The sequence below is a fragment of the Tolumonas osonensis genome (assembly GCF_014202415.1).
GTDB classification, from domain to species: domain Bacteria; phylum Pseudomonadota; class Gammaproteobacteria; order Enterobacterales; family Aeromonadaceae; genus Tolumonas; species Tolumonas osonensis.
In genome coordinates this window covers 129,923-154,430 of the sequence record NZ_JACHGR010000003.1, presented here as the reverse complement: position 1 = coordinate 154,430, position 24,508 = coordinate 129,923, and the positions used below count along the sequence as shown (strand labels likewise).

At 53.7% G+C, this 24,508-nt stretch carries 21 protein-coding genes; 14 read left to right on the top strand and 7 right to left on the bottom strand.

Translation table 11 applies throughout. The annotated features are described in order from the left end of the window. Window positions 1-9: 9 nt before the first annotated feature. A complete protein-coding gene (gene aceF / locus HNR75_RS05175; protein WP_188025942.1) occupies window positions 10-1,905 on the top strand; it encodes a pyruvate dehydrogenase complex dihydrolipoyllysine-residue acetyltransferase in 1,896 nt (631 codons plus the stop codon). Window positions 1,906-1,981: 76 nt separating this feature from the next. Next, the gene (lpdA, locus tag HNR75_RS05170) at window positions 1,982-3,409 is read left to right on the top strand and encodes a dihydrolipoyl dehydrogenase (protein ID WP_188026136.1); all 1,428 of its coding nucleotides are present in this window, start codon (window positions 1,982-1,984) and stop codon (window positions 3,407-3,409) included. A 53-nt stretch (window positions 3,410-3,462) separates the two neighbouring features. On the opposite strand, the gene HNR75_RS05165 is transcribed toward lpdA, so the two are convergent. Beyond that, complete coding sequence (locus HNR75_RS05165; RefSeq protein ID WP_223157782.1) at window positions 3,463-4,338, bottom strand: NAD(P)-dependent oxidoreductase; 876 nt, start codon at window positions 4,336-4,338, stop codon at window positions 3,463-3,465. A 189-nt stretch (window positions 4,339-4,527) separates the two neighbouring features. Between HNR75_RS05165 and HNR75_RS05160 the strand changes: the two genes are divergently transcribed. Then, entirely contained in the window at window positions 4,528-5,883 is a 1,356-nt protein-coding gene (locus HNR75_RS05160) for an aminotransferase-like domain-containing protein (protein WP_188025941.1), read from the top strand. A 70-nt stretch (window positions 5,884-5,953) separates the two neighbouring features. Here HNR75_RS05160 and HNR75_RS05155 read toward each other — a convergent pair whose 3' ends face one another. After that, window positions 5,954-6,373, bottom strand: a complete 420-nt coding sequence (locus tag HNR75_RS05155; protein ID WP_188025940.1) for a hypothetical protein — start codon at window positions 6,371-6,373, stop codon at window positions 5,954-5,956. Between the two features lie 88 nt (window positions 6,374-6,461). On the opposite strand from HNR75_RS05155, the gene chrA reads away from it, so the two are divergent. After that, the gene (chrA, locus tag HNR75_RS05150) at window positions 6,462-7,670 is read left to right on the top strand and encodes a chromate efflux transporter (RefSeq protein WP_246358756.1); all 1,209 of its coding nucleotides are present in this window, start codon (window positions 6,462-6,464) and stop codon (window positions 7,668-7,670) included. 40 nt (window positions 7,671-7,710) lie between these two features. On the opposite strand, the gene HNR75_RS05145 is transcribed toward chrA, so the two are convergent. Both HNR75_RS05145 and HNR75_RS05140 read right to left on the bottom strand, forming a co-directional pair. Further along, complete coding sequence (locus HNR75_RS05145) at window positions 7,711-10,872, bottom strand: efflux RND transporter permease subunit (protein WP_188025939.1); 3,162 nt, start codon at window positions 10,870-10,872, stop codon at window positions 7,711-7,713. Beyond that, window positions 10,862-11,893, bottom strand: coding sequence for an efflux RND transporter periplasmic adaptor subunit (locus tag HNR75_RS05140; protein ID WP_188025938.1), 1,032 nt, complete (start codon window positions 11,891-11,893; stop codon window positions 10,862-10,864). The genes HNR75_RS05145 and HNR75_RS05140 overlap by 11 nt, the downstream gene beginning before the upstream one ends. 199 nt (window positions 11,894-12,092) lie before the next feature. On the opposite strand from HNR75_RS05140, the gene HNR75_RS05135 reads away from it, so the two are divergent. Both HNR75_RS05135 and HNR75_RS05130 read left to right on the top strand, forming a co-directional pair. Next, a complete protein-coding gene (locus HNR75_RS05135) occupies window positions 12,093-12,278 on the top strand; it encodes a YgaP family membrane protein (RefSeq protein ID WP_015879610.1) in 186 nt (61 codons plus the stop codon). A 124-nt stretch (window positions 12,279-12,402) separates the two neighbouring features. Further along, complete coding sequence (locus HNR75_RS05130) at window positions 12,403-13,674, top strand: NAD(P)/FAD-dependent oxidoreductase (protein WP_188025937.1); 1,272 nt, start codon at window positions 12,403-12,405, stop codon at window positions 13,672-13,674. Between the two features lie 26 nt (window positions 13,675-13,700). Here HNR75_RS05130 and HNR75_RS05125 read toward each other — a convergent pair whose 3' ends face one another. Both HNR75_RS05125 and crcB read right to left on the bottom strand, forming a co-directional pair. Further along, window positions 13,701-14,018: a DUF190 domain-containing protein gene (locus tag HNR75_RS05125; protein ID WP_188025936.1), complete on the bottom strand. Its 318-nt coding sequence runs from the start codon at window positions 14,016-14,018 to the stop codon at window positions 13,701-13,703. Between the two features lie 39 nt (window positions 14,019-14,057). Next, window positions 14,058-14,441: a fluoride efflux transporter CrcB gene (crcB, locus tag HNR75_RS05120; protein WP_188025935.1), complete on the bottom strand. Its 384-nt coding sequence runs from the start codon at window positions 14,439-14,441 to the stop codon at window positions 14,058-14,060. 264 nt (window positions 14,442-14,705) lie between these two features. On the opposite strand from crcB, the gene HNR75_RS05115 reads away from it, so the two are divergent. The 8 genes from HNR75_RS05115 (at window position 14,706) to dcuR (ending at window position 23,453) form a co-directional block, all read left to right on the top strand. After that, on the top strand, window positions 14,706-14,900 hold the full coding sequence (locus HNR75_RS05115) for a hypothetical protein (RefSeq protein ID WP_246358764.1): 195 nt from the start codon (window positions 14,706-14,708) through the stop codon (window positions 14,898-14,900). Window positions 14,901-15,033: 133 nt separating this feature from the next. Continuing rightward, window positions 15,034-17,631, top strand: coding sequence for a bifunctional aconitate hydratase 2/2-methylisocitrate dehydratase (gene acnB, locus HNR75_RS05110; protein ID WP_188025934.1), 2,598 nt, complete (start codon window positions 15,034-15,036; stop codon window positions 17,629-17,631). 177 nt (window positions 17,632-17,808) lie between these two features. Continuing rightward, on the top strand, window positions 17,809-18,177 hold the full coding sequence (locus tag HNR75_RS05105) for a YacL family protein (protein WP_188025933.1): 369 nt from the start codon (window positions 17,809-17,811) through the stop codon (window positions 18,175-18,177). A gap of 202 nt (window positions 18,178-18,379) precedes the next feature. Further along, complete coding sequence (gene glnK / locus HNR75_RS05100; RefSeq protein ID WP_188025932.1) at window positions 18,380-18,718, top strand: P-II family nitrogen regulator; 339 nt, start codon at window positions 18,380-18,382, stop codon at window positions 18,716-18,718. Window positions 18,719-18,931: 213 nt separating this feature from the next. Next, window positions 18,932-19,930, top strand: a complete 999-nt coding sequence (locus HNR75_RS05095; protein WP_188025931.1) for a Fe(3+) ABC transporter substrate-binding protein — start codon at window positions 18,932-18,934, stop codon at window positions 19,928-19,930. Window positions 19,931-19,939: 9 nt separating this feature from the next. After that, window positions 19,940-21,574 (top strand): ABC transporter permease, encoded by a 1,635-nt coding sequence (locus HNR75_RS05090; RefSeq protein ID WP_188025930.1) that lies wholly within the window; start codon window positions 19,940-19,942, stop codon window positions 21,572-21,574. Then, window positions 21,571-22,605 (top strand): ABC transporter ATP-binding protein, encoded by a 1,035-nt coding sequence (locus tag HNR75_RS05085; protein ID WP_188025929.1) that lies wholly within the window; start codon window positions 21,571-21,573, stop codon window positions 22,603-22,605. The genes HNR75_RS05090 and HNR75_RS05085 overlap by 4 nt, the downstream gene beginning before the upstream one ends. Window positions 22,606-22,718: 113 nt before the next feature. After that, a complete protein-coding gene (dcuR, locus tag HNR75_RS05080) occupies window positions 22,719-23,453 on the top strand; it encodes a two-component system response regulator DcuR (RefSeq protein WP_188025928.1) in 735 nt (244 codons plus the stop codon). Window positions 23,454-23,474: 21 nt separating this feature from the next. On the opposite strand, the gene HNR75_RS05075 is transcribed toward dcuR, so the two are convergent. Continuing rightward, window positions 23,475-24,440 (bottom strand): FAD:protein FMN transferase, encoded by a 966-nt coding sequence (locus tag HNR75_RS05075; protein WP_188025927.1) that lies wholly within the window; start codon window positions 24,438-24,440, stop codon window positions 23,475-23,477. Window positions 24,441-24,508: the final 68 nt, after the last annotated feature.

Genomic DNA, 24,508 nt, shown 5'->3' with positions numbered 1-24,508 from the left:
GGAAATGGCATGTCTAAAGACATTTTTGTTCCGGATATCGGCGGTGATGAAGTTTCCGTTACCGAAATCCTGGTCAAGGTAGGTGACAAGGTTGAAGCGGATCAGTCCCTGATCACGGTCGAAGGCGACAAGGCTTCAATGGAAGTACCGGCTCCGGAAGCCGGTATCGTCAAAGAGATCAAAATTGCAGTAGGCGACAAGGTTTCTACTGGTTCTCTGATCATGGTCTTTGAAGCGGCCAATGCGGCAGTGACTGCACCGGCTCCGGCAGCTGAAGCGGCCCCTGCGGCGGCACCTGCTGCAGCAGCGGCAGCAAAAGATGTTCACGTACCGGATATCGGTGGTGACGAAGTGGCTGTCACCGAAATCATGGTGAAAGTGGGCGATACCGTTGAAGCGGATCAGTCCCTGATCACCGTAGAGGGTGACAAGGCTTCGATGGAAGTGCCTGCGCCGTTTGGCGGTGTGGTGAAAGAAATCAAAGTGGCTGCGGGTGACAAAGTGTCTACCGGTTCCCTGATCATGGTATTCGAAGTGGCGGGCGCTGCGCCTGCGGCGGCCCCTGTTGCTGCTGCTCCGGCTCCGGCTCCTGTCGCGGCAGCGCCAGCGGTTGCTGCGGTGAAAGAAGTCAATGTCCCGGATATCGGTGGTGACGAAGTGGCTGTTACCGAAATTCTGGTGAAAGTCGGCGATGCGGTTGACGCTGATCAATCGCTGATTACCGTAGAAGGCGACAAGGCTTCGATGGAAGTGCCTGCACCGTTTGCCGGTGTGGTCAAAGCGCTGAAAATCGCGGTGGGTGACAAGGTGAAAACCGGCTCGCTGATCATGGAATTCGAAGTGGCGGGTGCTGCACCTGCTCCGGCACCGGTTGCTGCACAAGCTGCTGCGCCTGCAGCGGTCAAAGCGGTTCCGGCTGCAGCGCCAGCGCCTGTTGCTGCGGCGAAAGCGGAAGAGAAAGGTGAATTTGTAGCGGGTGATGCTTATGTTCACGCCACGCCGGCCATCCGTCGTCTGGCGCGTGAATTCGGTGTTAACCTGTCAAACGTCAAGGGTACTGGTCGTAAAGGTCGTATCCAGAAAGAAGACGTTCAGAACTACGTGAAAGAAGCACTGAAACGTGCTGCTTCTGCACCGGCCGCTGGCGGCGCGGGCGCAGGTCTGGGCGTGCTGCCATGGCCGAAAGTTGATTTCGCGAAATTCGGTGAAATCGAAGAAGTTGCGCTGACCCGTATCCAGAAAATCTCTGGTCCAAACCTGCATCGTAACTGGGTGATGATCCCGCACGTAACGCAGTTTGATGAAGCGGATATCGGTGAACTGGAAGCGTTCCGTAAAGAACAGAACGTGATTGCCGAGAAACAGCAACTGGGCTTCAAGATCACACCGTTGGTGTTCATCCTGAAAGCGGCCGCGAAAGCGCTGGAAGCACATCCGCGTTTCTGCAGCTCGCTGTCAGAAGATGGTTCTACACTGATCATGAAAAAATACATTCATATCGGTGTGGCGGTGGATACACCAAACGGTCTGGTTGTACCGGTAGTTCGTGATGTTAACAAGAAAGGCATCTATGAACTGTCGAAAGATCTGGCTGAGATCTCCAAGAAAGCACGTGCCGGTAAACTGACTGGTGCGGACATGCAGGGTGGTTGCTTCACTATTTCCAGCCTGGGTGGCATCGGTGGTACTCAGTTCACCCCAATCGTGAATGCGCCGGAAGTGGCGATTCTGGGTGTGTCTAAATCAGACATGAAGCCGAAGTGGAACGGTAAAGAATTCGTACCACAACTGACGTTGCCGCTGGCGCTGTCTTATGACCACCGCGTCATTGACGGTGCTGATGGTGCGCGTTTCATTACGACGCTGACTGGTGTGCTGTCCGACATTCGTCGTCTGGTACTGTAATTTTGTCTGCCTTACCGGAAACGGGCTGGTTTAAGCCGGTTTCCGGTAGCAACTGAGATAAAGAATCGAGGTCATGATGAGTAATGAAATTAAAACTCAGGTTGTGGTAATCGGTGCCGGTCCTGCTGGTTATTCTGCTGCTTTCCGTGCTGCCGATCTGGGACTGGATACCGTTCTGATCGAGCGTTACGGTACCCTGGGTGGTGTCTGTCTGAACGTGGGCTGTATTCCGTCTAAAGCGCTGCTGCACGTAGCGAAAGTGATCGAAGAAGCCAAAGCGCTGGCAGAACACGGTATCGTATTCGGCGAACCGCAGACTGATATCAACAAGATCCGTCTGTGGAAAGAAAAGGTAGTAACCAAGCTGACCGGCGGTCTGTCTGGCATGGCCAAGCAGCGTAAAGTGCCGGTGGTGAATGGTGTTGCCAAGTTCACTGGCCCGAACAGCATTGAAGTGACTGCGGCTGATGGCGCTGTGACGACCGTTAAGTTTGATAACGCGATTATCGCGGCGGGTTCCCGTCCGGTAAAACTGCCGTTCATTCCGCACAACGACCCACGCGTGTGGGATTCTACCGATGCGCTGGAATTGAAAGAAGTTCCGGGCAAACTGCTGGTGCTGGGTGGCGGTATCATCGGTCTGGAAATGGGTACTGTGTACTCAGCGCTGGGTGCGGAAATCGACGTGGTTGAATTCGCGGATCAGCTGGTTCCGGTTGCCGATAAAGACGTGGTGAAGGTTTACGCAAAACGTGTCGAGAAGAAATTCAACGTGATGCTGGAAACCAAAGTGACTGCGGTTGAAGCGAAAAAAGACGGTCTGTATGTCTCTTTCGAAGGCAAACAGGCACCGGCAGAACCGGTTCGTTATGACAGCGTGCTGGTAGCTGTAGGCCGTGTACCAAACGGTAAAGCGCTGGATGCCGAGAAAGCCGGTATCGCTGTGACCGAACGTGGTTTCATCGAAGTGGATAAACAGCTGCGTACTAACGTACCGCACATTTTCGCGATCGGTGACATCGTGGGTCAGCCAATGCTGGCGCACAAAGGTGTGCATGAAGGTCACGTAGCTGCCGAAGTTATCGCTGGCAAGAAACACTACTTCGATCCGAAAGTGATCCCTTCTATCGCGTATACCGAACCGGAAATCGCGTGGGTGGGTCTGACCGAGAAAGAAGCGAAAGCCAAAGGCATCAACTTTGAAACGGCGGTGTTCCCATGGGCAGCCTCCGGTCGTGCGATCGCCTCTGACTGCGCTGACGGTATGACCAAACTGATTTTCGACAAGGCCACTCACCGTGTGATCGGTGGTGCGATTGTCGGCACCAACGGCGGTGAACTGCTGGGTGAAATCGGTCTGGCCATCGAAATGGGTGCGGATGCCGAAGATATCGCGCTGACTATCCATGCTCACCCGACGCTGCACGAGTCAGTGGGTCTGGCTGCGGAAGTGTACGAAGGTTCGATTACCGACCTGCCGAACGCCAAAGCGAAGAAACGTTAATTCTGTTTCGCCATGAAGAAAAATCCGGCTCAACGCCGGATTTTTTATGTCTGCTATTTTTTCAGTGCCAGGATCAGCGCGGAGGTATCCATCCGGCCACAGCCTTCCTGCTGCAGTTTTGCGTAGCGTTCATCCACCTCTCTGGTCAGTGGCAAATCGATATTCTGTCGTTCAGCCTCTTCCAGACAAATGCCTAAATCTTTACGCATCCAGTCGATCGCAAACCCGAAATCAAACTGGTTTTTCGCCATGGTTTCGGCGCGGTTTTCCATCTGCCAGGAACCGGCGGCACCAAATTTCAGCGTCTCGACCACCTGATGAATATCCAGCCCCACGGTCTCGGCCAGCAACAGTCCTTCACTCAAGCCTTGCAACACCCCGGCGATACAGATCTGATTCACCATCTTGCAACGTTGTCCGGCACCACACCGTCCAACCAGCTGGATCTGACGGGCATAAGACTCCATCACCGGTTTAACCACCGCAAAGGTCTTTTCGTCGCCGCCGCACATGATGGTCAGGCAGCCTTTTTCGGCACCACTCTGACCACCGGAGACCGGGCAATCCATGAAATGATTTCCCTGCTTGTGGCAGGCATTTTCCAGCTCATGCGCTAGGGTGGCCGAGGCAGTCGTATGGTCAATCAGTATGGCGCCGGGTTTTAAGCCAGCGAGGATGCCGTCGTCACCGTAACAGACGCCGCGCACGTCATTGTCATTACCGATGCACATAAACACGATGTCAGCATCCCGGGCTGCTTCCCGGGGCGTGGCGGCAATTTTTCCGTTATACAGCGCCTGCCAGGCTTTGGCTTTACTGTGCGTGCGGTTATAAGCCGTAGTGTTAAACCCTTTCTGCTGTAAATAGCCAGCCATGGGTGACCCCATGACGCCCAGGCCAATAAACGCAACTTTATTAATGTCCATCATGATCCCTCCTGATTGGTGGTATGAGGAGATAATCGATCTTTAAATGACATATGTCAATTGAGTTGTCCTGTAATCTCGATATGCCTGTATTTTGGTGCTGTTGCGCACTGTCTGGCTCATTTTCTTCTGTTATATATGTTAATTGATATATGTTATCTTTAGTCAATGAGGTTTATCCGGTAAGACACTATGAGTGCGCCTAAATATTTAGCCATTGTAAAAAAGATAGAAGCATTAATCCGTTCCGGCCAGTTTACGGAAGGTAGTCAGTTGCCGACGCATCGTGAACTGGCACAGCAACTGGGGACGACCCCCATCACGGTGGCTAAAGCTTACAAAACTCTGGCGGAGAGAAAGCTGATTGAGTCGTTTGTCGGACGGGGCAGCTTTGTCTGTAACCACAGTCAGCTGTCGGATGTGATCCGTGCGGAAAGCAGTGAAACGGAGAAAAATCTCTCTATTCTGCAGCCTTGTCTGTCTCAGCATTCGGAGCGGTTAAACCAGGCATTTTCACAGATACTGAACCGGGGCAATGAAGCACTCTACGGTTATGTCGAGCATACCGGATTGGCCCGGCACCGTTTGATGGGCGCAATGTGGGCCCGGCATTATGGTCTTGAGGTCACCGATCATCATGATGTCGTGCTGGCGAGCGGAGCCCAGCATGCATTATCTGCCTTGATCCAGTGCTATACGCAACCTGGTGATACGATCGCGGTGGAAGCGCTGACCTATCCCGGCATCTTGTCGATGGCGAATATGCTGGGCAGGAAAGTGGTCGCGATCGCCATGGATGCAGATGGGATGTTACCGCAGGCCCTGGATGACCTATGTCAATCGTCGGATATCGCCATGGTGATGATTGTGCCATCGCATCAGAATCCGACTGCGGCGACGATGCCGGCTGAACGGCGCCAGCAGATAGCGGCTGTGATCAATCGTCATCGCATATGGCTGGTAGAAGACGATATTTACGGATTTCTCAATCCGCAGCCGATTGCGGCGATCACCAATTTTGCCCCGCAGTACAGTTTTCACATTACCAGCCTGTCAAAAGCGATCAGTCCGGGTATGCGCTGTGCCTTTATCAAGACACCGGCAACGGAAAGTGAGCGGCTGGCGGCATTTATCCGTGCCACTATCTGGCTACCATCCCCGGTTCCTTTTGCGGCGGCCGCGATCCTGATCCATTCCGGCGAAGCGTTCCGTATTGCAAAAGAACAGCGGCAGATTGCGCTTCGTCGTCAGCAATTAGCCAGAGAGCAGCTAGCGGAATTTACGCTGTACAGTCAGCCTGACAGTTATCATCTGTGGCTGGAATTACCGGCATACTGGCAGGCGGATGCATTTACGCTGGCGGCGAAAAACAGAGGGATTCTGGTCAGCAGCGCTTCTTATTTTAAAGCGGATCCACAGGCAGTGACGCCGAATGCGATCCGTTTGTCACTGATGGCAATCGAAAACGAAGCGGCGCTGGTGTCGACGCTGAAACAGCTGGCGGAACTGCTGAAACGGGATACCCGGTTTGACTATGTGCATTGCTGATATGAAAAGACCCGGTAGTGACCGGGTCCATGGTTTGGCGTGGTGGTTGAATTCAGGTATGCCGTGTTCTTCAGTCAGTAATCCTGGTTTTCAGTTTTGCACTTTTATGCTGCTCTCTGGTCATATGGCGCCGGTTAACCGCACGTCGGTACAGACAATAAACGGCCCATAAAATCAGAATCGAGCCAGTAACCAGCCAAAATGTCTGTCCGGTATTCCTGATGAATAAAATCCCGACAAATGAATAGAAGAAGGGTCTGAATTCATACAATGCCTCAGGAAAGAACAGGTATTTAGGAGAAAAATGTTGGCGGGTAGGGCGTATATCTGTCCGCCGGCTTTTGGATCTGAGTATCCAGATGAGCGCTCCGGCCCAGAAGAAAAGACCCGCTGAAATTAACAGTAGTCCACTTTCTCCTTTAGCCAGCAGGGCTGCTCCGCCGCAAAGATAGATCAGTGGTAAGGGTTCGTACAACAGGATAGGTAACATATGACATCCTCTCTGTTTTCAGAACATGCTTATTCAGTATAGTAATCCTGATGACTCTACGTAATTTTTTGTTAAGTTTGGGAGCTGGATGACATTGGGGAAAAAGGTTGATATGGCGCAGAAAATCAGTGCATGGCAGATCCTGATAATTTTTTTGCGGCTGGGACTGACATCATTTGGCGGACCGGTGGCGCATTTAGGTTATTTCAGGGAGGAGTTCGTTGTCCGACGTCACTGGCTGAGTGCGCAGCGCTATGCGGATCTGGTGGCACTGTGTCAGTTCCTGCCCGGACCAGCCAGTAGTCAGGTGGGGATGGCCTTGGGTCTGGTTCAGGGCGGATACCGCGGTGCTCTGGCTGCCTGGTGCGGATTCACATTACCGTCTGCCATGATAGTGATCCTGTTTGCAGCAGGTCTCACACATTGGCAAAACCACGTCCCGGCCGGTGTGCTGCACGGATTAAAAGTGGTGGCCGTTGCCGTCGTGGCGCAGGCGGTCTGGGGAATGGCCGGACAATTTTGTCGCGATAAGCGTCATATCAGTCTGATGCTGATGGCGACGACCATCTCTTTGCTGTGGCCTTCCGTTCTGGCGCAGATGGTCATCATTCTGGTGGCGGCTGGCACCGGCTATGTTCTGTTCCGGACAACGCCTTCAACAGGGTGGGATCCGGAGGGAAACAGACTTAGTCACCGCCATGGGGTGATCTGGCTGCTACTGTTTGTCGTCCTGCTGGTGAGTTTACCCATCCTGGCAACCGTGTCATCCGGGCCGGTTATTCAGTTATTGGATATTTTCTACCGGACCGGGGCACTGGTCTTTGGCGGGGGGCATGTTGTACTGCCACTCTTGCAGGCAGAAGTGGTGCCCGCAGGGCTGGTCAGTAATGAAACCTTTCTGGCTGGTTATGGCGCCACGCAGGCGGTACCGGGACCGCTTTTTACCTTTGCCGCTTTTCTCGGCGCGTCCGTGCCGGATCTGGGATGGTTTGGTGGTGTCGTCGCACTGACGGCAATTTTTCTGCCGTCATTTTTATTGGTGGCGGGGGTGTTGCCTTTCTGGGAGCGGTTGCGTCGTTTTGCGCCGGTACAGGCAGCGCTGAGTGGCATCAATGCAGCGGTCGTGGGCATCTTGCTGGCGGCGCTATACCAGCCGGTCTGGACGAGCGCTGTGCAGCATGCTGCCGATTTTGTGCTGGCGCTACTGGCCCTGATGGCTTTAATGGTCTGGCGTATATCACCTTGGCTGGTGGTGATCGGTTGCGGAGTTGGCGGCTGGGTTATCGCCCTGGTTTAAAAAAGCTGCCAGCATGCCCGCTGGCAGCGAGATTTACGGTTTACCCTTTATGTCTCAGGTAAAGGAAATAAAGCACCGGGATGACCACCAGTGTCAGCATGGTCGATGCGAACAGGCCGAACACCAGACTGATCGCCAGTCCGTTAAAAATCGGATCGTCCAGAATAAACATCGCGCCGATCATCGCTGCCAGTGCAGTCAGTATGATCGGTTTTGCCCGCACGGCACCACTGTTGATCACCGCCTGCGCCAGTTCCACCCCGGCGGCACGCTGCAGATTGACGAAATCGACCAGCAGGATCGAGTTGCGCACAATGATGCCGGCCAGTGCGATCATGCCAATCATCGACGTGGCGGTGAAGGGTGCGCCGAGCAGGGCATGGCCGGGCATGACACCGACCAGTGTCAGCGGAATGGGGGCCATGATGATGAGCGGCACGCTGTAAGAGTTAAAATGCGCCACCACCAGGAAGTAGATCAGCAGGATCCCCACGGAATAGGCAATGCCCATATCGCGGAAGGTTTCATAGGTGATCTTCCACTCGCCATCCCATTTGATCGCGACACCGGACAAGCCGTCGGGCTGACCGATCAGTGACTGTTCCCAATCAGGATGCTGGTCACTGAGCGTCGAGGCAATCTCGGCCATCCCGTACAGCGGGCTATCCAGCTTGCCGGCCATATCGGCGGTGACCATCACCATCGGCTGCATATTTTTGTGCACGATGCTGTGTGGTTTGCTGCCTTCGGTGATATCAACCAGTTCACTCAGAGCAATCGCCTTACCGGCTGCAGAAGGTAGGGTCAGACTCAGGACACCCAGCAGATCGACTTTCTCGCCATCATCCAGACGCAGACGAATCGGTTTGGCGTATTTCTGATCGGGGGTGTGCAGATAACTGACATCCTGCCCGTTAATGGCGCCTGCCAGTGTCTGTCGGATCAGCGCTTCAGAAATCCCCAGCCGGGAAGCCCGCGCCCGATTGATACTGATTTGCCAGTGCTGTTGAGTGGCCGGGACATCGACATCCACATCGACAATATCTGCGGTTGTCCGGAAGATATCCTGTACCTGCAGGGCAGCCTGTTCCCGCATGGCCTGGGTCGGGCCATACACTTCCGCCAGGATCGGTGACCAGACCGGCGGCCCGGGCGGAATTTCCACGACCTTGATGGCGGCGCCTGCTTTCATGGCGATAGGGGTCAGACGTTCCCGGGCATCACGGGCGATCTGGTGACTGGCGCGATCGCGCTCATCCTTGCCTTTCAGATTAACCTGCAGATCACCGAGCTCGGCGGATTGCCGCATAAAATAATGGCGTACCAGCCCGTTAAAGTTAATGGGCGCGGAGGTACCGGCATAAATCTGTACCGAGGTGACTTCAGGAATGGTTTCAGCCTCCGTCGCCAGCTGATGCAGTACCGACTGCGTCTGCTCCAGGGAGGTGCCTTCCGGCATATCCACCATCACCTGAAACTCTGACTTGTTGTCAAAAGGCAGCATTTTCAGCACGACCAGCTGTACAACCGGCAAGGCCAGAGAACCAACCAGCAATAAGCCGACAACCAGGGCCAGTTTGCGCCGGGCTTTTTGTGCCTTATCGCCCAGCAAAAAACGGCTGAGGAAGTGGCGGAAAAAACCGACGGCCCGGTGTTCCTGCGCCTGTTGTTCTTCTGCCTGATGATGGGAACGCAGCAGATGCAGTGCCAGCCACGGCGTCACAATAAACGCCACCGCCAGCGAAATCAGCATGCCGGTACTGGCATTGATCGGGATCGGGCTCATGTAGGGTCCCATCATGCCGCTGACAAAAGCCATCGGTAACAGCGCGGCAATGACAGTCAGTGTGGCCAGGATAGTCGGGCCACCGACCTCATCGACGGCCTGCGGAATGGCTTCTTTCCAGTTGCCACCATCTTTCTGGTGCCGGTGAATGTTTTCGACCACCACAATGGCATCATCCACCAGGATCCCGATCGAGAAGATGAGGGCAAACAAGGAGATCCGGTTGAGCGTAAATCCCCAGGCCCAGGAAGCAAACAGCGTCATCGCCAGCGTCAGCAGAATGGCGCCACCGACTACCACTGATTCCCGCCAGCCCATGCTGATCCAGACCAGCACGATAACGGCGGCCGTTGCAAAAATCAGTTTGCTGATCAGCTTATTGGCTTTTTCGTTCGCCGTTTGGCCGTAATCCCGGGTCACACTGACTTCAACCCCCTGCGGGATGAGGATGTGATGAACGGCTTCGAGCCGGCTGCTGACCGCCCGGGTCAGATCAACGGCGTTGATGCCGGGCTGTTTGGCAATCGCCAGCGTGACGGCCGGATAAATCTTCCCGTCCTGACTCATCCACACATTGGCAGTGGGGACATCCGCGCCTTCTTTTACCTCGGCGATATCAGACAGATAGATCGGATGACTGTTCTGCGTACTGATAATCAGCTGACCCACTTCATCCGCAGACTGTAAAAAGGAACCGACCTGCAGACTGATCTGACGGTTTTCCTGTGTCAGCGAAAGATTGCTCTGCTGCTGATTGGCGGTCTGTAATATCTGGGATACCTGTGGCCAGCCCAGACCAAACGCATTCATTTTTACCGGATCGACCGTCACCTGTACGACCCGGTCATGCCGTCCTACGGTCTGGATCTGGCGGGTGCCCGGCAGCCGTTTCAGTTCGGTTTCCAGACCGTGCGCCACCTGCGTCAGCTGTTCTGCGGTGATCCCGGCCTGTTTGCTCCACAGGGTTAGATTCAGGATGGGAACATCATCGATCGCCCGCGGTTTGACCAGCGGTTCACTCACTCCCAGACCGGATGGCAGCCAGTCCTTGTTCGAATCCAGCTGATTGTACAGATCGACCAGCGCCTGCTGCCGCGGTTTCCCCACCTTGAAGGCCACAATCAGCATGGCGCCACCCGGTTGGGAGAACGAGTACATGGTGTCGATATCCTTCATTTCGGATAACACCTGTTCGGCCGGCAGGGTCACCAACTGCTCGACTTCCTGCGGACTGGCACCGGGGAAGGGGATATAGATATCCGCAAACGTCACTTCAATCTGCGGTTCTTCCTCTTTCGGCGTGATGAGCACCGCCGCGACACCGAGCAACAGGCCCAGCAGTGCCAGCAACGGCGTGATCGGCGAATGCAGAAACTGACGGGCGATCCGTCCGGAGATACCGGATTTAAGGTGCATAGTGGCCTCCCTGCGAAGCAATCACCGTATAGGCATCACGAGCAATCACATCACCGGCATTCAGACCGGAGAGGATTTCGATCTGATCCTCATAGTGACGGCCCAGCCGCACTTGGCGCAGCACATAACTATCCTTTTCTGCCAGATAGACCGCCGATAATTCATTCTGGCGCAATACGGCATGTTCCGGGATCAGCAGCTTCGGTTTGGTTGCCAGCGGCATGGCTAGTTTGACCCAGGTGCCATTACGCCAGATAGGCGTTTCCTGTTTTGGCAGATTGGCCCGTAATGTGAAACTGTGACTTGCCGGATCGGCGAACTGAAACAGCTGGTGTTGCGGCAGCGTCAGGGTTTGTCCGTCAGGGAAGGTGACCTGAAGCGGTGTGGTCTCTTTCAGCTGGGAAATATATCTGGCAGGCAATGAGGCCACGACCCGCATATTTTCAAAAGCATAGCCACTCAGCAACAACTGGCCCGGATTGACGGTTTCACCCAGTGACACATGGCGTCCCGATACCACACCGGCATAGGGCGCGACGACCCGGGTATATCCCAGATTCTCCCCCGCCCGCACCAGTTCGGCTTTGGCCTGTTTTAATACATTGGCGGCGGCTTCCGCTTCGGTGGCGGCACTGTCATATTCCCGGCGGGAGATAGAACCTTTCTTCACCAGATCGACCAGGCGTGCACGTTGCCGTTCCGCATCGGCATATCGGGCTTCAGCGGCTTTGACCGCCGCTTTGGCCTGATCCAGCCCGGCGGTCTGGGAGGTGTTGGTGATTTCAATTAACAGATGCCCGGCGGGTACCACATCGTTGACATCCACAGTGATGGCACTGATCCGGCCGCTGGTCTGCGCGGATACCGTACCCTGATCCACCGGTTCTATCCGGCCGTCCATGATAAACCAGTCGGGGATATTTGTTGGCTGTACGGTCAGTGTTTCACCGGTGGATGGCGTATCGGCGGCAACAGCCAGTCCGGCAGAGAGAATAATGAGGAGACTTAAGAGATATCGCATAGCCATGCTCCATTAAATTAGAACTATCTAATATATAGCGTTATATATATCCTGCAACTAATAGAAGTTTAGAACTGTTCGGCCGTATATAGCAGAAAATCGCGCTGTTTGAATCTTTATTGCCGAGGCAGTGGCGGGTCCGATGAAAGCGATTAATACTTAATCAGGTAATATGGATTGATTCTTACAGGAGTGCATTATGACTGCAGATAAAGCTGTACGTGCATTTGCCGGTATCATGGTTTTACTTTCTGTGGCGCTGACATACTGGGTAAGCCCATGGTTTGTGTTACTGACGCTGTTTGTGGGTGCCAACCTGCTGCAAAGTGCGTTTACCGGATTCTGCCCGGCAGAAATGTTTTTCAGAAAAATGGGGCTGAAGTGATCGCCGTGATCACCAGCCATACCCGTTGAATAGTTAAGACAGTTCCCGCCAGCGGAAAGGTATTTACTCTGCCAAAAACAGTGATCGGCATCTGGCTTGGAGCTGAAGAAGCGGAGATAAAATAATGGCGACTGTGATTGTAATTGGCGCCGGTTTAGGTGGCATGTCGGCGGCCTATGAAATTAAGGCAGAACTGGGTAACGCGCACGACGTCATCCTGATCAATAACAAGCCTGATTTTGAATTTACCCCCTCTAATCCCTGGATTGCTGTTGACTGGCGGCAGCGCAAAGAAACCTCGCTCCCTATCGAACCTTATGTCAGCAAGAAAGGAATCCGGTTTATTGCCTCCGGTCTGCAGGCGCTGCAGGCAGAACAAAAGCAAATCACGTTAACCGACGGACAAACCCTGGATTATGACTTTCTGGTGCTCTGTACCGGGCCGGAACTGGCCTTTGATGAAATTCCAGGCGCGGGGCCGGATGCAGGGGGCACCGTCAGTGTCTGTACGCTGAGCCATGCCGAACACTGCCGGGACAGCGTGCATGCCCTGATTGAAGAGCCGGGGCCTGTTGTAGTCGGCGCCATGCCGGGCGCTTCCTGTTTCGGTCCGGCCTATGAATATGCCTTTATTCTGGATAAACACCTGCGTGATAAAAAGGTCAGAAAATCGGTACCGATGACCTTTGTCACCAGTGAACCCTATATCGGACACCTGGGGCTGAACGGGGTGGGCGATTCCAAAGGCATGCTGGAAAGCGAACTGCGCCAGCGGGATATTCAATGGATCTGTAATGCCAAAACGGTCGGTATCGTCGATGGCAAGATAGAAATTGATGAACTGGACGAAGATGGCAATGTCAGAAAACATCACAGTCTGCCGTATAAACACAGCATGATGCTGCCGGCTTTCCGTGGGATCGCACCGTTACGGGGGATTGACGGTCTGGTTAATCCGCGTGGTTTTGTGATTGTGGATGAACATCAGCGTAACCCGAAATATCCGCAGATTTATGCGGCCGGGGTCTGTATCGCGATTGCACCGCCGAAAGCAACACCGGTACCGACCGGCGTACCCAAAACTGGTTATATGATTGAATCCATGGTGCGGGCGCTGACGCTGAATATCAAAGCCGAACTGGAAGGCGCACAACCCAGCGCCAAGGCCACCTGGAATGCGATTTGTCTGGCCGACATGGGGGACACGGGTGCTGCGTTTGTGGCGATGCCGCAGATCCCGCCGCGTAACGTTGCTTGGTTCAAAAAAGGAAAATGGGTACATCTGGCCAAAGTGGCCTTTGAAAAGTATTTCCTGCACAAGATGCAAACCGGGGATACCGAGCCGATTTATGAACGGGTTGTACTGAAGTCGCTGGGGATCGACAAGCTGGAATAATCTGCTCACCGGAGAGCGCCGGGCTATCAACGCTCTCCGGACATACCGAATTCAATCGCCGCCTGTGTGTAGAAAATGTTGATGTTTTCTTGTTTCAGCAAAGCAAACACCTGTCCGGCTTCCTCTTCTGTAACAGCCATCGTGACCTGCAACGGTTGTTCCGCCAGTTCAAAGAAATGTGCGGAGTGCAGTTTTTTATCATGACCAAAGCCTTCCGTAGCGGCAGAGAGGGTGGCGCCACGAATACCGATTTCCTTCGCTTGCTGGATCAACCATAACGCCAGTGACTGACCATGCACGGTACGATCCTGCTGGGTAAAAAACGTCAGTTTGAAGCCTTGCATAAACACCTCCCGGATGATCAGTCATCCGTTATATTGTCATCAGCTGCGTTGCAAGAAACTCATGGTTGCCATACCAAGGAGCGTCATCAGCAGAGAACCCGTCACATGGACGGCGATGGCGCCACCGGCCCAGAGCAGGCGGCCTTGCTGTAACAGCGTGGTCACTTCTGCCGAGAAGGTAGAAAAGGTGGTCAGGCCGCCCAGAAAACCGGTGATCACCAGCAAACGCCATTCCGGTGGCAGATGCGGATTAGCGGCGAAAAAGCTCACTGCGATGCCGATCAGATAGCCCCCCAGCAGATTCGCCAGCAGCGTGCCGGGCGGAATTGTCGGGAACAAGGCATTAAACCCTAATCCCAGCAGCCAGCGGCTGACCGCGCCAAACGAGGCGCCGATACTGATCGCCAAAACCGAATACAACATGACACTGTCCTTATATAAAACCGGACAGGGCTTACTTTAGCTCGCCTGACCGCAATAGAATCTGAAATTCGTATTTCGTTAAGTATAGCTTTAGCGTCAATTGCTGACTACTTCGTGAAAGGCCATCGGTATGACAGTCCGGCAGGATCAGAGCACGAAATTTTTTCTTCGTTAATTACCGGTTGGTGTTTTTTTGGTTGGTAACGATTATGCTTAGCCGGTTAGTAACAATAACAACTACAGAGGAACACTCCTGTGAAAAACATGTCGTATTTTGCATTGGCAGTTGCAGCAATTGTGATGGTTGGTTGTGCCGATCCTTATCATCCGGTTCGTGTTAACCGGGCTGATGTGGATGTAGGTGGCGCACGTGTGATTTTGGGTGATCAGTCCCCTGCATATCCTGCCGGTAGTGGCCGATTCTGCCCGCCAGGTCAGGCGAAAAAAGGTCGCTGCTGATTAGCAGATATGTTTCTAATTTGCATATAAATTCACTATAGTGGTCCCCGTATTGCTTAATAAAGCCGAGTTAAGCCACTGAAAACTGTTCAGGGAAGAGCGGCGGGGCTGATTTTCGAAAGAGGAGTGCATTGTGCTGGAAAACTATCGTCAACACGTCGCGGAACGTGCTGCGCAGGGTGTTGCGCCAAAACCATTATCAGCCGAACAGGTTGCTGCACTGGTTGAATTACTGAAAAACCCACCGGCAGGTGAAGAAGCATTCCTGCTGGAACTGCTGGCTGATCGCGTTCCGCCGGGAGTGGATGAAGCCGCTTATGTGAAAGCGGGTTTCCTGGCTGCGGTCGCCAAAGGCGAAGTTACCTCTCCGGTGGTCAGCGCGGAAAAAGCGACTGAACTGCTGGGCACCATGCAGGGCGGTTACAACATTCAGCCGCTGATCGATCTGCTGGATGACGCCAAGCTGGCACCGATTGCGGCAAAAGCACTGTCTCATACTCTGCTGCTGTTTGATTCTTTCCACGATGTGCAGGAAAAGGTCAAAGCCGGCAATGCTTACGCCAAACAGGTGATGGAGTCCTGGGCAAATGCCGAATGGTATCTGAACCGTCCGAAGCTGGCGGACAAAGTCACGCTGACCGTATTCAAAGTCACCGGTGAAACCAATACCGATGACCTGTCCCCGGCACAGGATGCCTGGTCACGTCCTGATATTCCGCTGCATGCGCTGGCGATGCTGAAAAACAGCCGTCCTGGCATTACTGCCGATCAGGAAGGTGTGGTTGGCCCGATCAAGGCACTGGAAGCGCTGAAACAGAAAGGTTTCCCGCTGGTATACGTGGGCGACGTCGTCGGTACCGGTTCTTCCCGTAAGTCCGCGACCAACTCCGTGCTGTGGTTCATGGGCGACGATATTCCGAACGTACCAAACAAACGTGCCGGCGGTTTCGTGCTGGGCGGCAAAATTGCACCGATTTTCTTTAACACAATGGAAGATGCGGGCGCACTGCCAATCGAGCTGGATGTCAGCAAGATGGACACCGGCGATATCATCGACGTGTATCCATACGAAGGCAAAGTGACCCGTCATGGCAGCGACGAAGTGATTGCCACTTTCGAGCTGAAAACCGATGTGTTGCTGGACGAAGTCCGTGCGGGTGGCCGTATCCCGCTGATCGTGGGTCGTGGTCTGACGGACAAGGCGCGTGAAGCGCTGGGTCTGGGTCATTCCGACGTCTTCAATCGTCCGAAACCAGTGGCTGATACCGGTAAAGGTTACACTCTGGCGCAGAAAATGGTGGGTAAAGCGTGCGGCGTAGCCGGCATTCGTCCTGGCACTTACTGTGAGCCGAAGATGACCACCGTGGGTTCGCAGGATACCACCGGCCCGATGACCCGTGACGAGCTGAAAGATCTGGCCTGTCTGGGCTTCTCGGCGGATCTGGTGATGCAGTCTTTCTGTCACACTGCGGCTTATCCAAAACCAGTGGACGTGCAGACGCACCACACACTGCCTGATTTCATCATGAACCGTGGCGGTGTCTCACTGCGTCCGGGCGATGGTGTTATCCATAGCTGGCTGAACCGTATGCTGTTGCCGGATACTGTTGGTACTGGTGGTGACTCACATACCCGTTTCCCAATCGGTGTTTCCTTCCCGGCTGGTTCTGGTCTGGTGGCGTTCGCTGCCGCAACCGGCGTGATGCCGCTGGATATGCCGGAATCCGTACTGGTACGCTTCAAAGGCGAACTGCAACCGGGTATCACGCTGCGTGATCTGGTGCATGCGATCCCTTATCAGGCTATTCAGATGGGCTTGCTGACCGTTGAGAAAGCGGGCAAGAAAAACATCTTCTCCGGCCGTATTCTGGAAATCGAAGGTCTGCCACAGCTGAAAGTGGAACAGGCGTTTGAACTGGCGGATGCGAGTGCAGAACGTTCTGCAGCGGGCTGTACCATCAAGCTGGACAAAGAGCCAATCGCTGAATACCTGAACTCCAACATCGTGATGCTGAAATGGATGCTGGCCGAAGGTTACGGCGATCCACGTACCATCGAGCGCCGTATCGCCGGTATGCAGGAATGGCTGGCGGATCCGAAACTGATGGAAGCGGATGCAGACGCAGAATATGCGGCGGTGATCGAGATCGACATGAACGCGATCAAAGAGCCGATCCTGTGTGCGCCGAACGATCCGGATGATGCGCGTCTGCTGTCCACCGTTGCGGGTGACAACATCGACGAAGTGTTCATCGGTTCCTGCATGACCAACATCGGCCACTTCCGTGCTGCCGGTAAACTGCTGAACCAGTTCAAAGGCCAGTTAAATACCCGTCTGTGGATTGCCCCGCCAACCAAGATGGATAAAGACCAGCTGACCGAAGAAGGTTACTACGGCATTTTCGGTCGCGTTGGTGCGCGTATCGAAATTCCGGGCTGTTCACTGTGTATGGGTAACCAGGCACGTGTGGCAGATGGTGCGACTGTGGTTTCGACCTCGACCCGTAACTTCCCGAACCGTCTGGGTCAGGGCGCCAATGTCTATCTGGCATCGGCAGAACTGGCCTCCGTGGCGGCGATCCTGGGTCGTATCCCGACGACCGAAGAGTATCTGGCTTACGCGAAAGAGCTGGATGCGATGGCGGCAGATGTTTACCGTTATCTGAACTTCGATCAGATTGCCAGCTACACCCAGAAAGCTGACAAAGTGATCCTGCAGATCCCGGCATAAGCTGCGGTTTACGCGGTTCTGAAGGGCAAGTCACGGACTTGCCCTTCTTTTTTGGTTAAGAAGAACAAGTTTCAACTATTGTTAATACAGAAGCTAAATAAGGCAAACGCAGCCTCTGCTGACAGGCTGAATGGTAAAAGGAGTGACCCGTATTGCCGCTGTTCAGGAGCATTAGATATGGATCATGAGTTTGTCCGGGATATTGATGGCCGCTGCCGGGCTAACCTCTCAATGGGGCATGAAGCCTTCGGTTTCTGGCTGACCGATGAGTTGGGCGCGGATGTGGCCCGCTGTAATGAGCTGCTTAAAATAACCGCACGATTACTGCATGGCGGTGATGATCATACGGTAACGGGAAATGCATTTTGTCTGCATCTGGATCAGGAGGCCGCGACGGTCAACGCGCTGGAGCTGCAATTTGAAACGCAGATGGAAGATAACGAAGCTGGATTGAGTTATTACGACGATGAATTGTTCGCTGCCTGCGGGCTGGATGATTTTGAACAGTTGCTGCTGGCCTGGCGGGAATTTATCAGCGAACAATAGCAGGAAAATGACCCACAATGACGCCCCTTTTTGGGGCGTTTTTGTTGCATTGCGAAGCCTGGGTGCATAAATAAACAGATTAATGTTTATCAGTCATCGGATTTGCATCGTAACTATATAAAATATAACGATATTAAATAGATGGCACAGACATTGAATTGTTTCACTCAAGCCCAATTAACCAGGGAGTGGGAGTTTAACTATGAAACTTATCAGTGCAATCATTAAACCGTTCAAACTGGATGACGTGCGTGAAGCCGTTGCGGCACTCGGTGTGGACGGTATGACCGTGTCCGAAGTGAAAGGGTTTGGCCGTCAGAAAGGTCACACCGAGCTGTATCGTGGTGCCGAATATCAGGTCGATTTTCTGCCGAAAGTGAAGCTGGATATCGCCACTTCTGATGAGAACGTTGAAAGCATTATTGAAGCCATCAGCAAAGCCGCTTATACCGGTAAAATTGGTGACGGCAAGATTTTCGTGTACGACCTGGCGCACGTCGTGCGTATCCGTACCGGCGAAGTGGATGGCGAAGCCATCTGATCCGAATTCGGTTTGTTCGTCCAGACATGTTGGGACCTTAAGGGTCCCTTTTTTGTTGCCACCTGTTCATCCATCACCTGAATACCCGGCTTTTCTCTCAGTAAAACCGAATTATAAATTCAATAATAACGAGATTTATTTTCATTTATTTACAAATGAGATTTGTTATCATATCTTTATGATAATTATTCTCATTGGTTGGATGGATACGTAATGAAAAAGATCGCGTTATTGGCTTTACTGGTTGCTGGCTCTGTTCAGGCGGCAGAAGAGATTAATGTTTATTCTTCCCGTCAGGCTTATCTGATTGATCCGATTATTAAAGAGTTTGAAAAAGAACAGGATATCAAGGTCAACATGGTGTATGCCGAGGATGGACTGGCGGAACGTCTGGCCCGTGAAGGTAAACATACACCGGCTGATCTGGTGCTGACCGTGGATATCAGCCGTCTGATGGAGCTGGTCGAACAGGATCTGGTACAGCCGGTTGACAGCCAGACGCTGAATAGCAATATTCCCGCCCAATACCGCGATCCGGACAACCGCTGGTTTGCGCTGACCACCCGGGTCCGCAATATTTACACCTCCAAAGACCGTATCGGCAAGCCGGAAGACATTACCTATGAATCTCTGGCTGACGAGAAATTCAAGGGCAAGATCTGTACCCGCAGCGGTAAGAATGCCTATAACGTTGCGTTAGTCGCTTCCATGATTGCGCATCACGGCGAATCGAAAGCGGAACAATGGCTGGAAGGGCTGAAAGCCAACCTGGCGCGTAAACCTCAGGGCAATGACCGTGATCAGGTCAAAGCCATCAAGGAAGGCGTATGTGACCTGTCTCTGGGTAACAGCTATTACCTGGGCAAAATGTTGCAGGATGAGGAACAGAAATCCTGGGCTGACGCCGTGTATATCAACTTCCCGAACCAGAAAGATCGCGGTGCGCATGTCAACGTGAGTGGCGTGGTGATGACCAAATACGCCAAGAACAAGGACGCGGCAGTCAAACTGATGGAATTCCTCTCGGCGGACAAGGCTCAGCAAATGTATGCTGAGCTGAATATGGAATATCCGGTGAAAGCGGGCGTTGCCCCATCCAAACTGGTCGCATCGTGGGGTGAGTTCAAGCCGGATGCGCTGCCAGTGGCTCAGATTGCCTCTTATCGCAAACAGGCAATCGCATTGATTGATAAGGTTAAATTCGATCTGTAAGGATATCTAATGGCTGTTGTACGCCATCGTCGCTGGTTAATCGGTAGCGGAGCCTTGGCTCTGCTGCTGTTTTCACCTGTGATGGCTTTAGTGATTGAAGCCTTCAGTGCGGATGCCGGTTTGCTGCAACAGCTCTGGCAGACCGTATTACCCACCTATCTTTTCAATTCGCTGGCACTGGTCACGCTGGTGGTTCTGCTCGCAGTCTTGCTGGGGTTACCGTGTGGCTGGCTGCTGGCGAATTATCAGTTACCTGGTCATCGCTATCTGGAATGGGCCCTGATCCTGCCGCTGGCGATGCCAGCCTATGTCGTGGCCTATATCTATACCGATCTGCTGGATTACACCGGCTGGCTGCAAATCCAGCTGCGCAACCTGTTTAGCTGGCAATCCTCTGCCGACTACTGGTTCCCGGAGCTGCGTACCCTGGGCGGTGCCGCCGTCATGCTGGCTCTGGTGCTCTATCCCTATGTCTATCTGCTGACCCGAGCCGGATTTCTGGAACAATCGATCAATCTGCAGGATGCCGGCCGGATGCTCGGCGCCAATCCGTGGCAACGTTTTTTCCGTATCAGTCTGCCACTGGTCCGCCCTGCCTTAATTGGTGCCATGACGCTGGTGGCGATGGAAACGCTGGCCGATTTTGGCACCGTCTCCTATTTTGCCGTGAATACGCTCACCACCGCGATCACCGATGCCTGGCTGGGTTATGGCAGTCTGCCTTCCGCCGCCCAGCTGTCGGTTTGTCTGATTTCGATGGTGGTGCTTCTGATCCTGCTGGAAAAGATGAGCCGTCGCCGCCAGCAGATCTTTCAGAAAGGAAATGGCGTTCCGTTAAGCAGCCGCCCGCGACTGACCGGACGAAAACTTTGGCTGGCACAGGGCTATTGCTGGCTGCTGGTGTTGCTGGGCTTTTTCCTGCCGGTGCTGGTGTTGCTGGATTACGCCTTTTCAGCTGTCGCGGAGCAGGATTGGCAGGATCTGCTGCGTTACAGTTTTAATAGCCTCAAGATCGCGCTGGCAGTGGCTGCGCTGGCCGCCATTCTGGCCTTGCCGCTGGTGCTGACCCGACGCCTGTTGCCGGATAAACCGGTCATTCAGGTGCTGCAACTGGCCGGTATTGGCTATGCCATGCCGGGGACGGTACTGGCGATTGGGATTCTGATCCCGTTCACCCTGGGCGATTTTCTGCTGAATGACGTGATTGCCTCATGGGGCGGGGAAGAGCCGGGCCTGATCCTGACCGGGACCATTTTCGCGCTGGTGTGCGCCTATGTGGTGCGTTTTATCGCTGTTGCCATCGGCAGCCAGGAGGGGTCGCTGGCCCGTATTTCCTTCAGTCTGGATATGGTGAGTCGCAGTCTGGGTTATTACCCGTCACGCATGTTTGCCCGGGTACATTTGCCGCTGATGTGGCGCGGTATCATGGCCGGCGTGGTGCTGATCTTTATTGAATCCATGAAGGAGTTACCCGCCGCCTTGTTATTGCGGCCGTTTAACTTCGAAACTCTGCCGACCATCGTTTATCAATATGTCAAAACCGAGCAGCTACAGCCGGGCGCGTTTCCGGCGCTGATGATTGTGCTGGTCGGATTGCTACCACTGATCTTCTTTAACCGCTCGCTGGAACGGGGAATCACATGAACGCCATTGAAATTCATAATCTGCAGTGCGGGTATCAGGAACAGGCCATTTTGCAGAATGTTTCCCTGGTTCTGGAAGAAAGGAAAATCCTGGCGCTGCTCGGCCCGAGTGGCTGTGGCAAAACCACCTTGCTGAAAGCGATTTCGGGGTTGATCCCGATCGATCACGGCCAGATCTATCTGCATGGCCAGCAGGTGCAGAATGGTCACCGTGGTCTGGATCCGGAAGAACGCGGTGTGGGTTTTATCTTTCAGGATTATGCGCTGTTTCCGCACATGACGGTGCATGACAACCTGATGTTCGGGTTACGGCCACTGCGGTTGAAAAAACAGGAAGCCGAAGAACGCATTGCCTCTACTTTAGCTATTGTCGGGCTGTCTGGCATGGACAAACGTTATCCGCATGAGCTCTCCGGTGGCCAGCAGCAGCGGGTGGCGATAGCGCGGTCACTGGTCTGTCGGCCGAAACTGATGTTGCTGGATGAGCCGTTTTCCAATATCGACAGTCAGTTACGGATCCCGTTGATCCGCGAGATCCGCGAATTACTGAAATCGCAGCACATCACCGCGATTTTTGTGACACACAATAAGGAAGAGGCGTTTAGTCTGGCCGATGAGCTGGCGGTGTTTCAGCAAGGCAACATCGTCCAGCAAGGGGAGGCCAGCGCCGTCTATCATCAGCCGGCCAACCTGTATGTGGCTGAGTTTCTGGGCCGGGGAAACCTTGTCCCCGTGACCCGCCAGAGTGATCGATCGGTGCTCACCCCGTGGGGCGTCATCCCGGTGAATCAGGTGCCGGCTCACGCCGATCTGATGATGTTTATCCGCCCGCAATGGCTTGAAATTGTGGAAGGGGGCGACGGCCGGTTAATCGAACAGCATTTTCTCGGCACACATGCTCATTGCCGTATTCACTGGCAGGGGATGGACTGGGACGCCTGGCACGCGGATTCGATGCCTATCAGTACCTCGGCTGTCTCATTACGCTTACGACCGCATCAGCCGGTGATCTTCCGGGGGAAACAGGGCTGAAGACCGGTTTTATTCTGAAACAGTGACTTGCATGCTCTATCTAGGATAGGGATATCGAGCGTTTTCCTCGTTTTTTTTGTAAAATTGGCTTGGAATCGCGAGAGGAAAAGCCTGTGTTCAATGTTTTAATTGTCGATGATGATGCCATGGTTGCCGAGCTCAACCACCGCTATGTCTCCCAGCTCCGGGAATTTCAATGTTGTGGGGTTGCCTCAACCCTGGAACAGGCGAAGGCGCTGGTACTGAACCCTCAGCATCCCATCGATCTGATTCTGCTGGATGTCTATATGCAGCAGGATAATGGGCTGGATCTGCTGCCGGTGCTGCGCAGTGTGCAGCGTCCGATTGATGTGATCATGATTTCTTCCGCGTCCGATGCGGACACCATCAAGAAATCACTGCATTATGGTGTGGTCGATTATCTGATCAAGCCTTTCCAGTTTGCCCGGTTTGAGGAAGCATTAACCAACTGGGCAAAGAAAAAGGTGCTGATGGACAATCAGCAGAATTATCAGCAGTCGGAACTGGATCGCATCATCCACGGTACCCCGGCGCAGGCGCCGCGTCCGGAAGGTGAAGCCAAACGGTTACCGAAAGGCCTGACCGTCCAGACCCTGCGCACCATTTGTCAGTGGATTGATGAACATGCCGACACTGAGTTTTCAACCGAAGATCTGGCAAGTTCAGTGCTGATTTCCCGTGTCTCCTGTCGTAAATATCTGGTCTGGCTGGAAGAGATCAAGATCCTGCACACCAGTGTCCATTACGGCGTGACCGGCAGACCGGTTTATCGCTACCGTTTACAGCCGGAACAGCATGCTCAGTTAAAACAGTATGCGCAGGACTAACCGCTGCCGGAGCCTGGCAGATTACACCAGATGGTAGTCGTTATCCTGTAACGTGAAGCGGAACTGGCGCTGTGATGAGAGGATCACCTGACCGGTTCTGGTGACAAAAATTGCCTCAATGTGTGGTACGGTAGTGAGATAACGCAGGCTTTTTTCCACGCCCATGCCATACAGCAAGGTCGTGTAGATATCGCCATCAATCGAGTCGTCAGAAATCACCGTGACACTGAGCAGCTCGTTATCCAGCGGATAGCCGGTTTTGGGATCCAGAATGTGGTGATAAAGCTTGCCATCCCGCTCAAAATAACGCTCGTAAACGCCGGAGGTCACCACCGACTTGCCGGCGACCTCAATGGTGCCAATCAGCGCATCCGGCGCGGCAAACGGTTTTTGCAGGCCAATTCCCCATGCGGTCTGATGGCCATGCTGCGGCGCACCTAACGTCAGGACATTGCCGCCCAGATTAATCAGCGCATGGTGAATATCCATCTGTAACAACAGATCCCGTACCCGATCAGCAATATAACCTTTGGCGATTGCGCCGAGATCGATCTCCATACCGACCTGAGTCAGAAAAACGGCACAGGTCTGTGGATCGAGAATGACCTGCTCCGGGCGGGTCAGGGGCAACAGCGACTGAATCTCTGCCTGCGGAGGAACGGCGTCACCGCGAAAACCGATTTTCCAGCGTTTGACCAGTGGGCCAATCGTCAGATTAAAACAGCTGTTTTCCATCAGGCTGACGGTTTTTGCTCTGCGGATCAGCTCGAACACCGGGCGACTGACTACCACCGGCTGCTGTCCGGCAGCATGGTTGACGGCCATCAGCTGGGAATGTTCACGGTTGACGGTCAGCAGATCTTCCAGCTGTTTGATCAGGCGAAAAACGGCGCTGGCGGCTTGCGGATTGTCTTCGAAGAGTTTGAGCAGGATGGGGGAACCCATCAGGACGGCGGAGTAGGAGTAAACCCGTTCAGGTGATGACATAGAGATCACTCCGGTGACAGGGTGGATAAATCAGTGCGCTCACCGGGAGCGCACTGTATAAACGACGG

What these genes read in the sequence shown, in the direction of transcription:
- chrA (WP_246358756.1), top strand. Translation starts at nt 6,462, where the DNA reads ATGACATTGGGGAAAAAGGTTGATATGGCGCAGAAAATCAGTGCATGG.
- HNR75_RS05165 (WP_223157782.1), bottom strand. Translation starts at nt 4,338, where the DNA reads ATGATGGACATTAATAAAGTTGCGTTTATTGGCCTGGGCGTCATGGGG.
- lpdA (WP_188026136.1), top strand. Translation starts at nt 1,982, where the DNA reads ATGAGTAATGAAATTAAAACTCAGGTTGTGGTAATCGGTGCCGGTCCT.
- aceF (WP_188025942.1), top strand. Translation starts at nt 10, where the DNA reads ATGTCTAAAGACATTTTTGTTCCGGATATCGGCGGTGATGAAGTTTCC.
- HNR75_RS05160 (WP_188025941.1), top strand. Translation starts at nt 4,528, where the DNA reads ATGAGTGCGCCTAAATATTTAGCCATTGTAAAAAAGATAGAAGCATTA.
- HNR75_RS05155 (WP_188025940.1), bottom strand. Translation starts at nt 6,373, where the DNA reads ATGTTACCTATCCTGTTGTACGAACCCTTACCACTGATCTATCTTTGC.
- HNR75_RS05125 (WP_188025936.1), bottom strand. Translation starts at nt 14,018, where the DNA reads ATGCAAGGCTTCAAACTGACGTTTTTTACCCAGCAGGATCGTACCGTG.
- HNR75_RS05115 (WP_246358764.1), top strand. Translation starts at nt 14,706, where the DNA reads ATGTCGTATTTTGCATTGGCAGTTGCAGCAATTGTGATGGTTGGTTGT.
- HNR75_RS05135 (WP_015879610.1), top strand. Translation starts at nt 12,093, where the DNA reads ATGACTGCAGATAAAGCTGTACGTGCATTTGCCGGTATCATGGTTTTA.
- HNR75_RS05140 (WP_188025938.1), bottom strand. Translation starts at nt 11,893, where the DNA reads ATGCGATATCTCTTAAGTCTCCTCATTATTCTCTCTGCCGGACTGGCT.
- HNR75_RS05090 (WP_188025930.1), top strand. Translation starts at nt 19,940, where the DNA reads ATGGCTGTTGTACGCCATCGTCGCTGGTTAATCGGTAGCGGAGCCTTG.
- HNR75_RS05085 (WP_188025929.1), top strand. Translation starts at nt 21,571, where the DNA reads ATGAACGCCATTGAAATTCATAATCTGCAGTGCGGGTATCAGGAACAG.
- HNR75_RS05130 (WP_188025937.1), top strand. Translation starts at nt 12,403, where the DNA reads ATGGCGACTGTGATTGTAATTGGCGCCGGTTTAGGTGGCATGTCGGCG.
- HNR75_RS05075 (WP_188025927.1), bottom strand. Translation starts at nt 24,440, where the DNA reads ATGTCATCACCTGAACGGGTTTACTCCTACTCCGCCGTCCTGATGGGT.
- glnK (WP_188025932.1), top strand. Translation starts at nt 18,380, where the DNA reads ATGAAACTTATCAGTGCAATCATTAAACCGTTCAAACTGGATGACGTG.
- crcB (WP_188025935.1), bottom strand. Translation starts at nt 14,441, where the DNA reads ATGTTGTATTCGGTTTTGGCGATCAGTATCGGCGCCTCGTTTGGCGCG.
- HNR75_RS05095 (WP_188025931.1), top strand. Translation starts at nt 18,932, where the DNA reads ATGAAAAAGATCGCGTTATTGGCTTTACTGGTTGCTGGCTCTGTTCAG.
- HNR75_RS05105 (WP_188025933.1), top strand. Translation starts at nt 17,809, where the DNA reads ATGGATCATGAGTTTGTCCGGGATATTGATGGCCGCTGCCGGGCTAAC.
- HNR75_RS05145 (WP_188025939.1), bottom strand. Translation starts at nt 10,872, where the DNA reads ATGCACCTTAAATCCGGTATCTCCGGACGGATCGCCCGTCAGTTTCTG.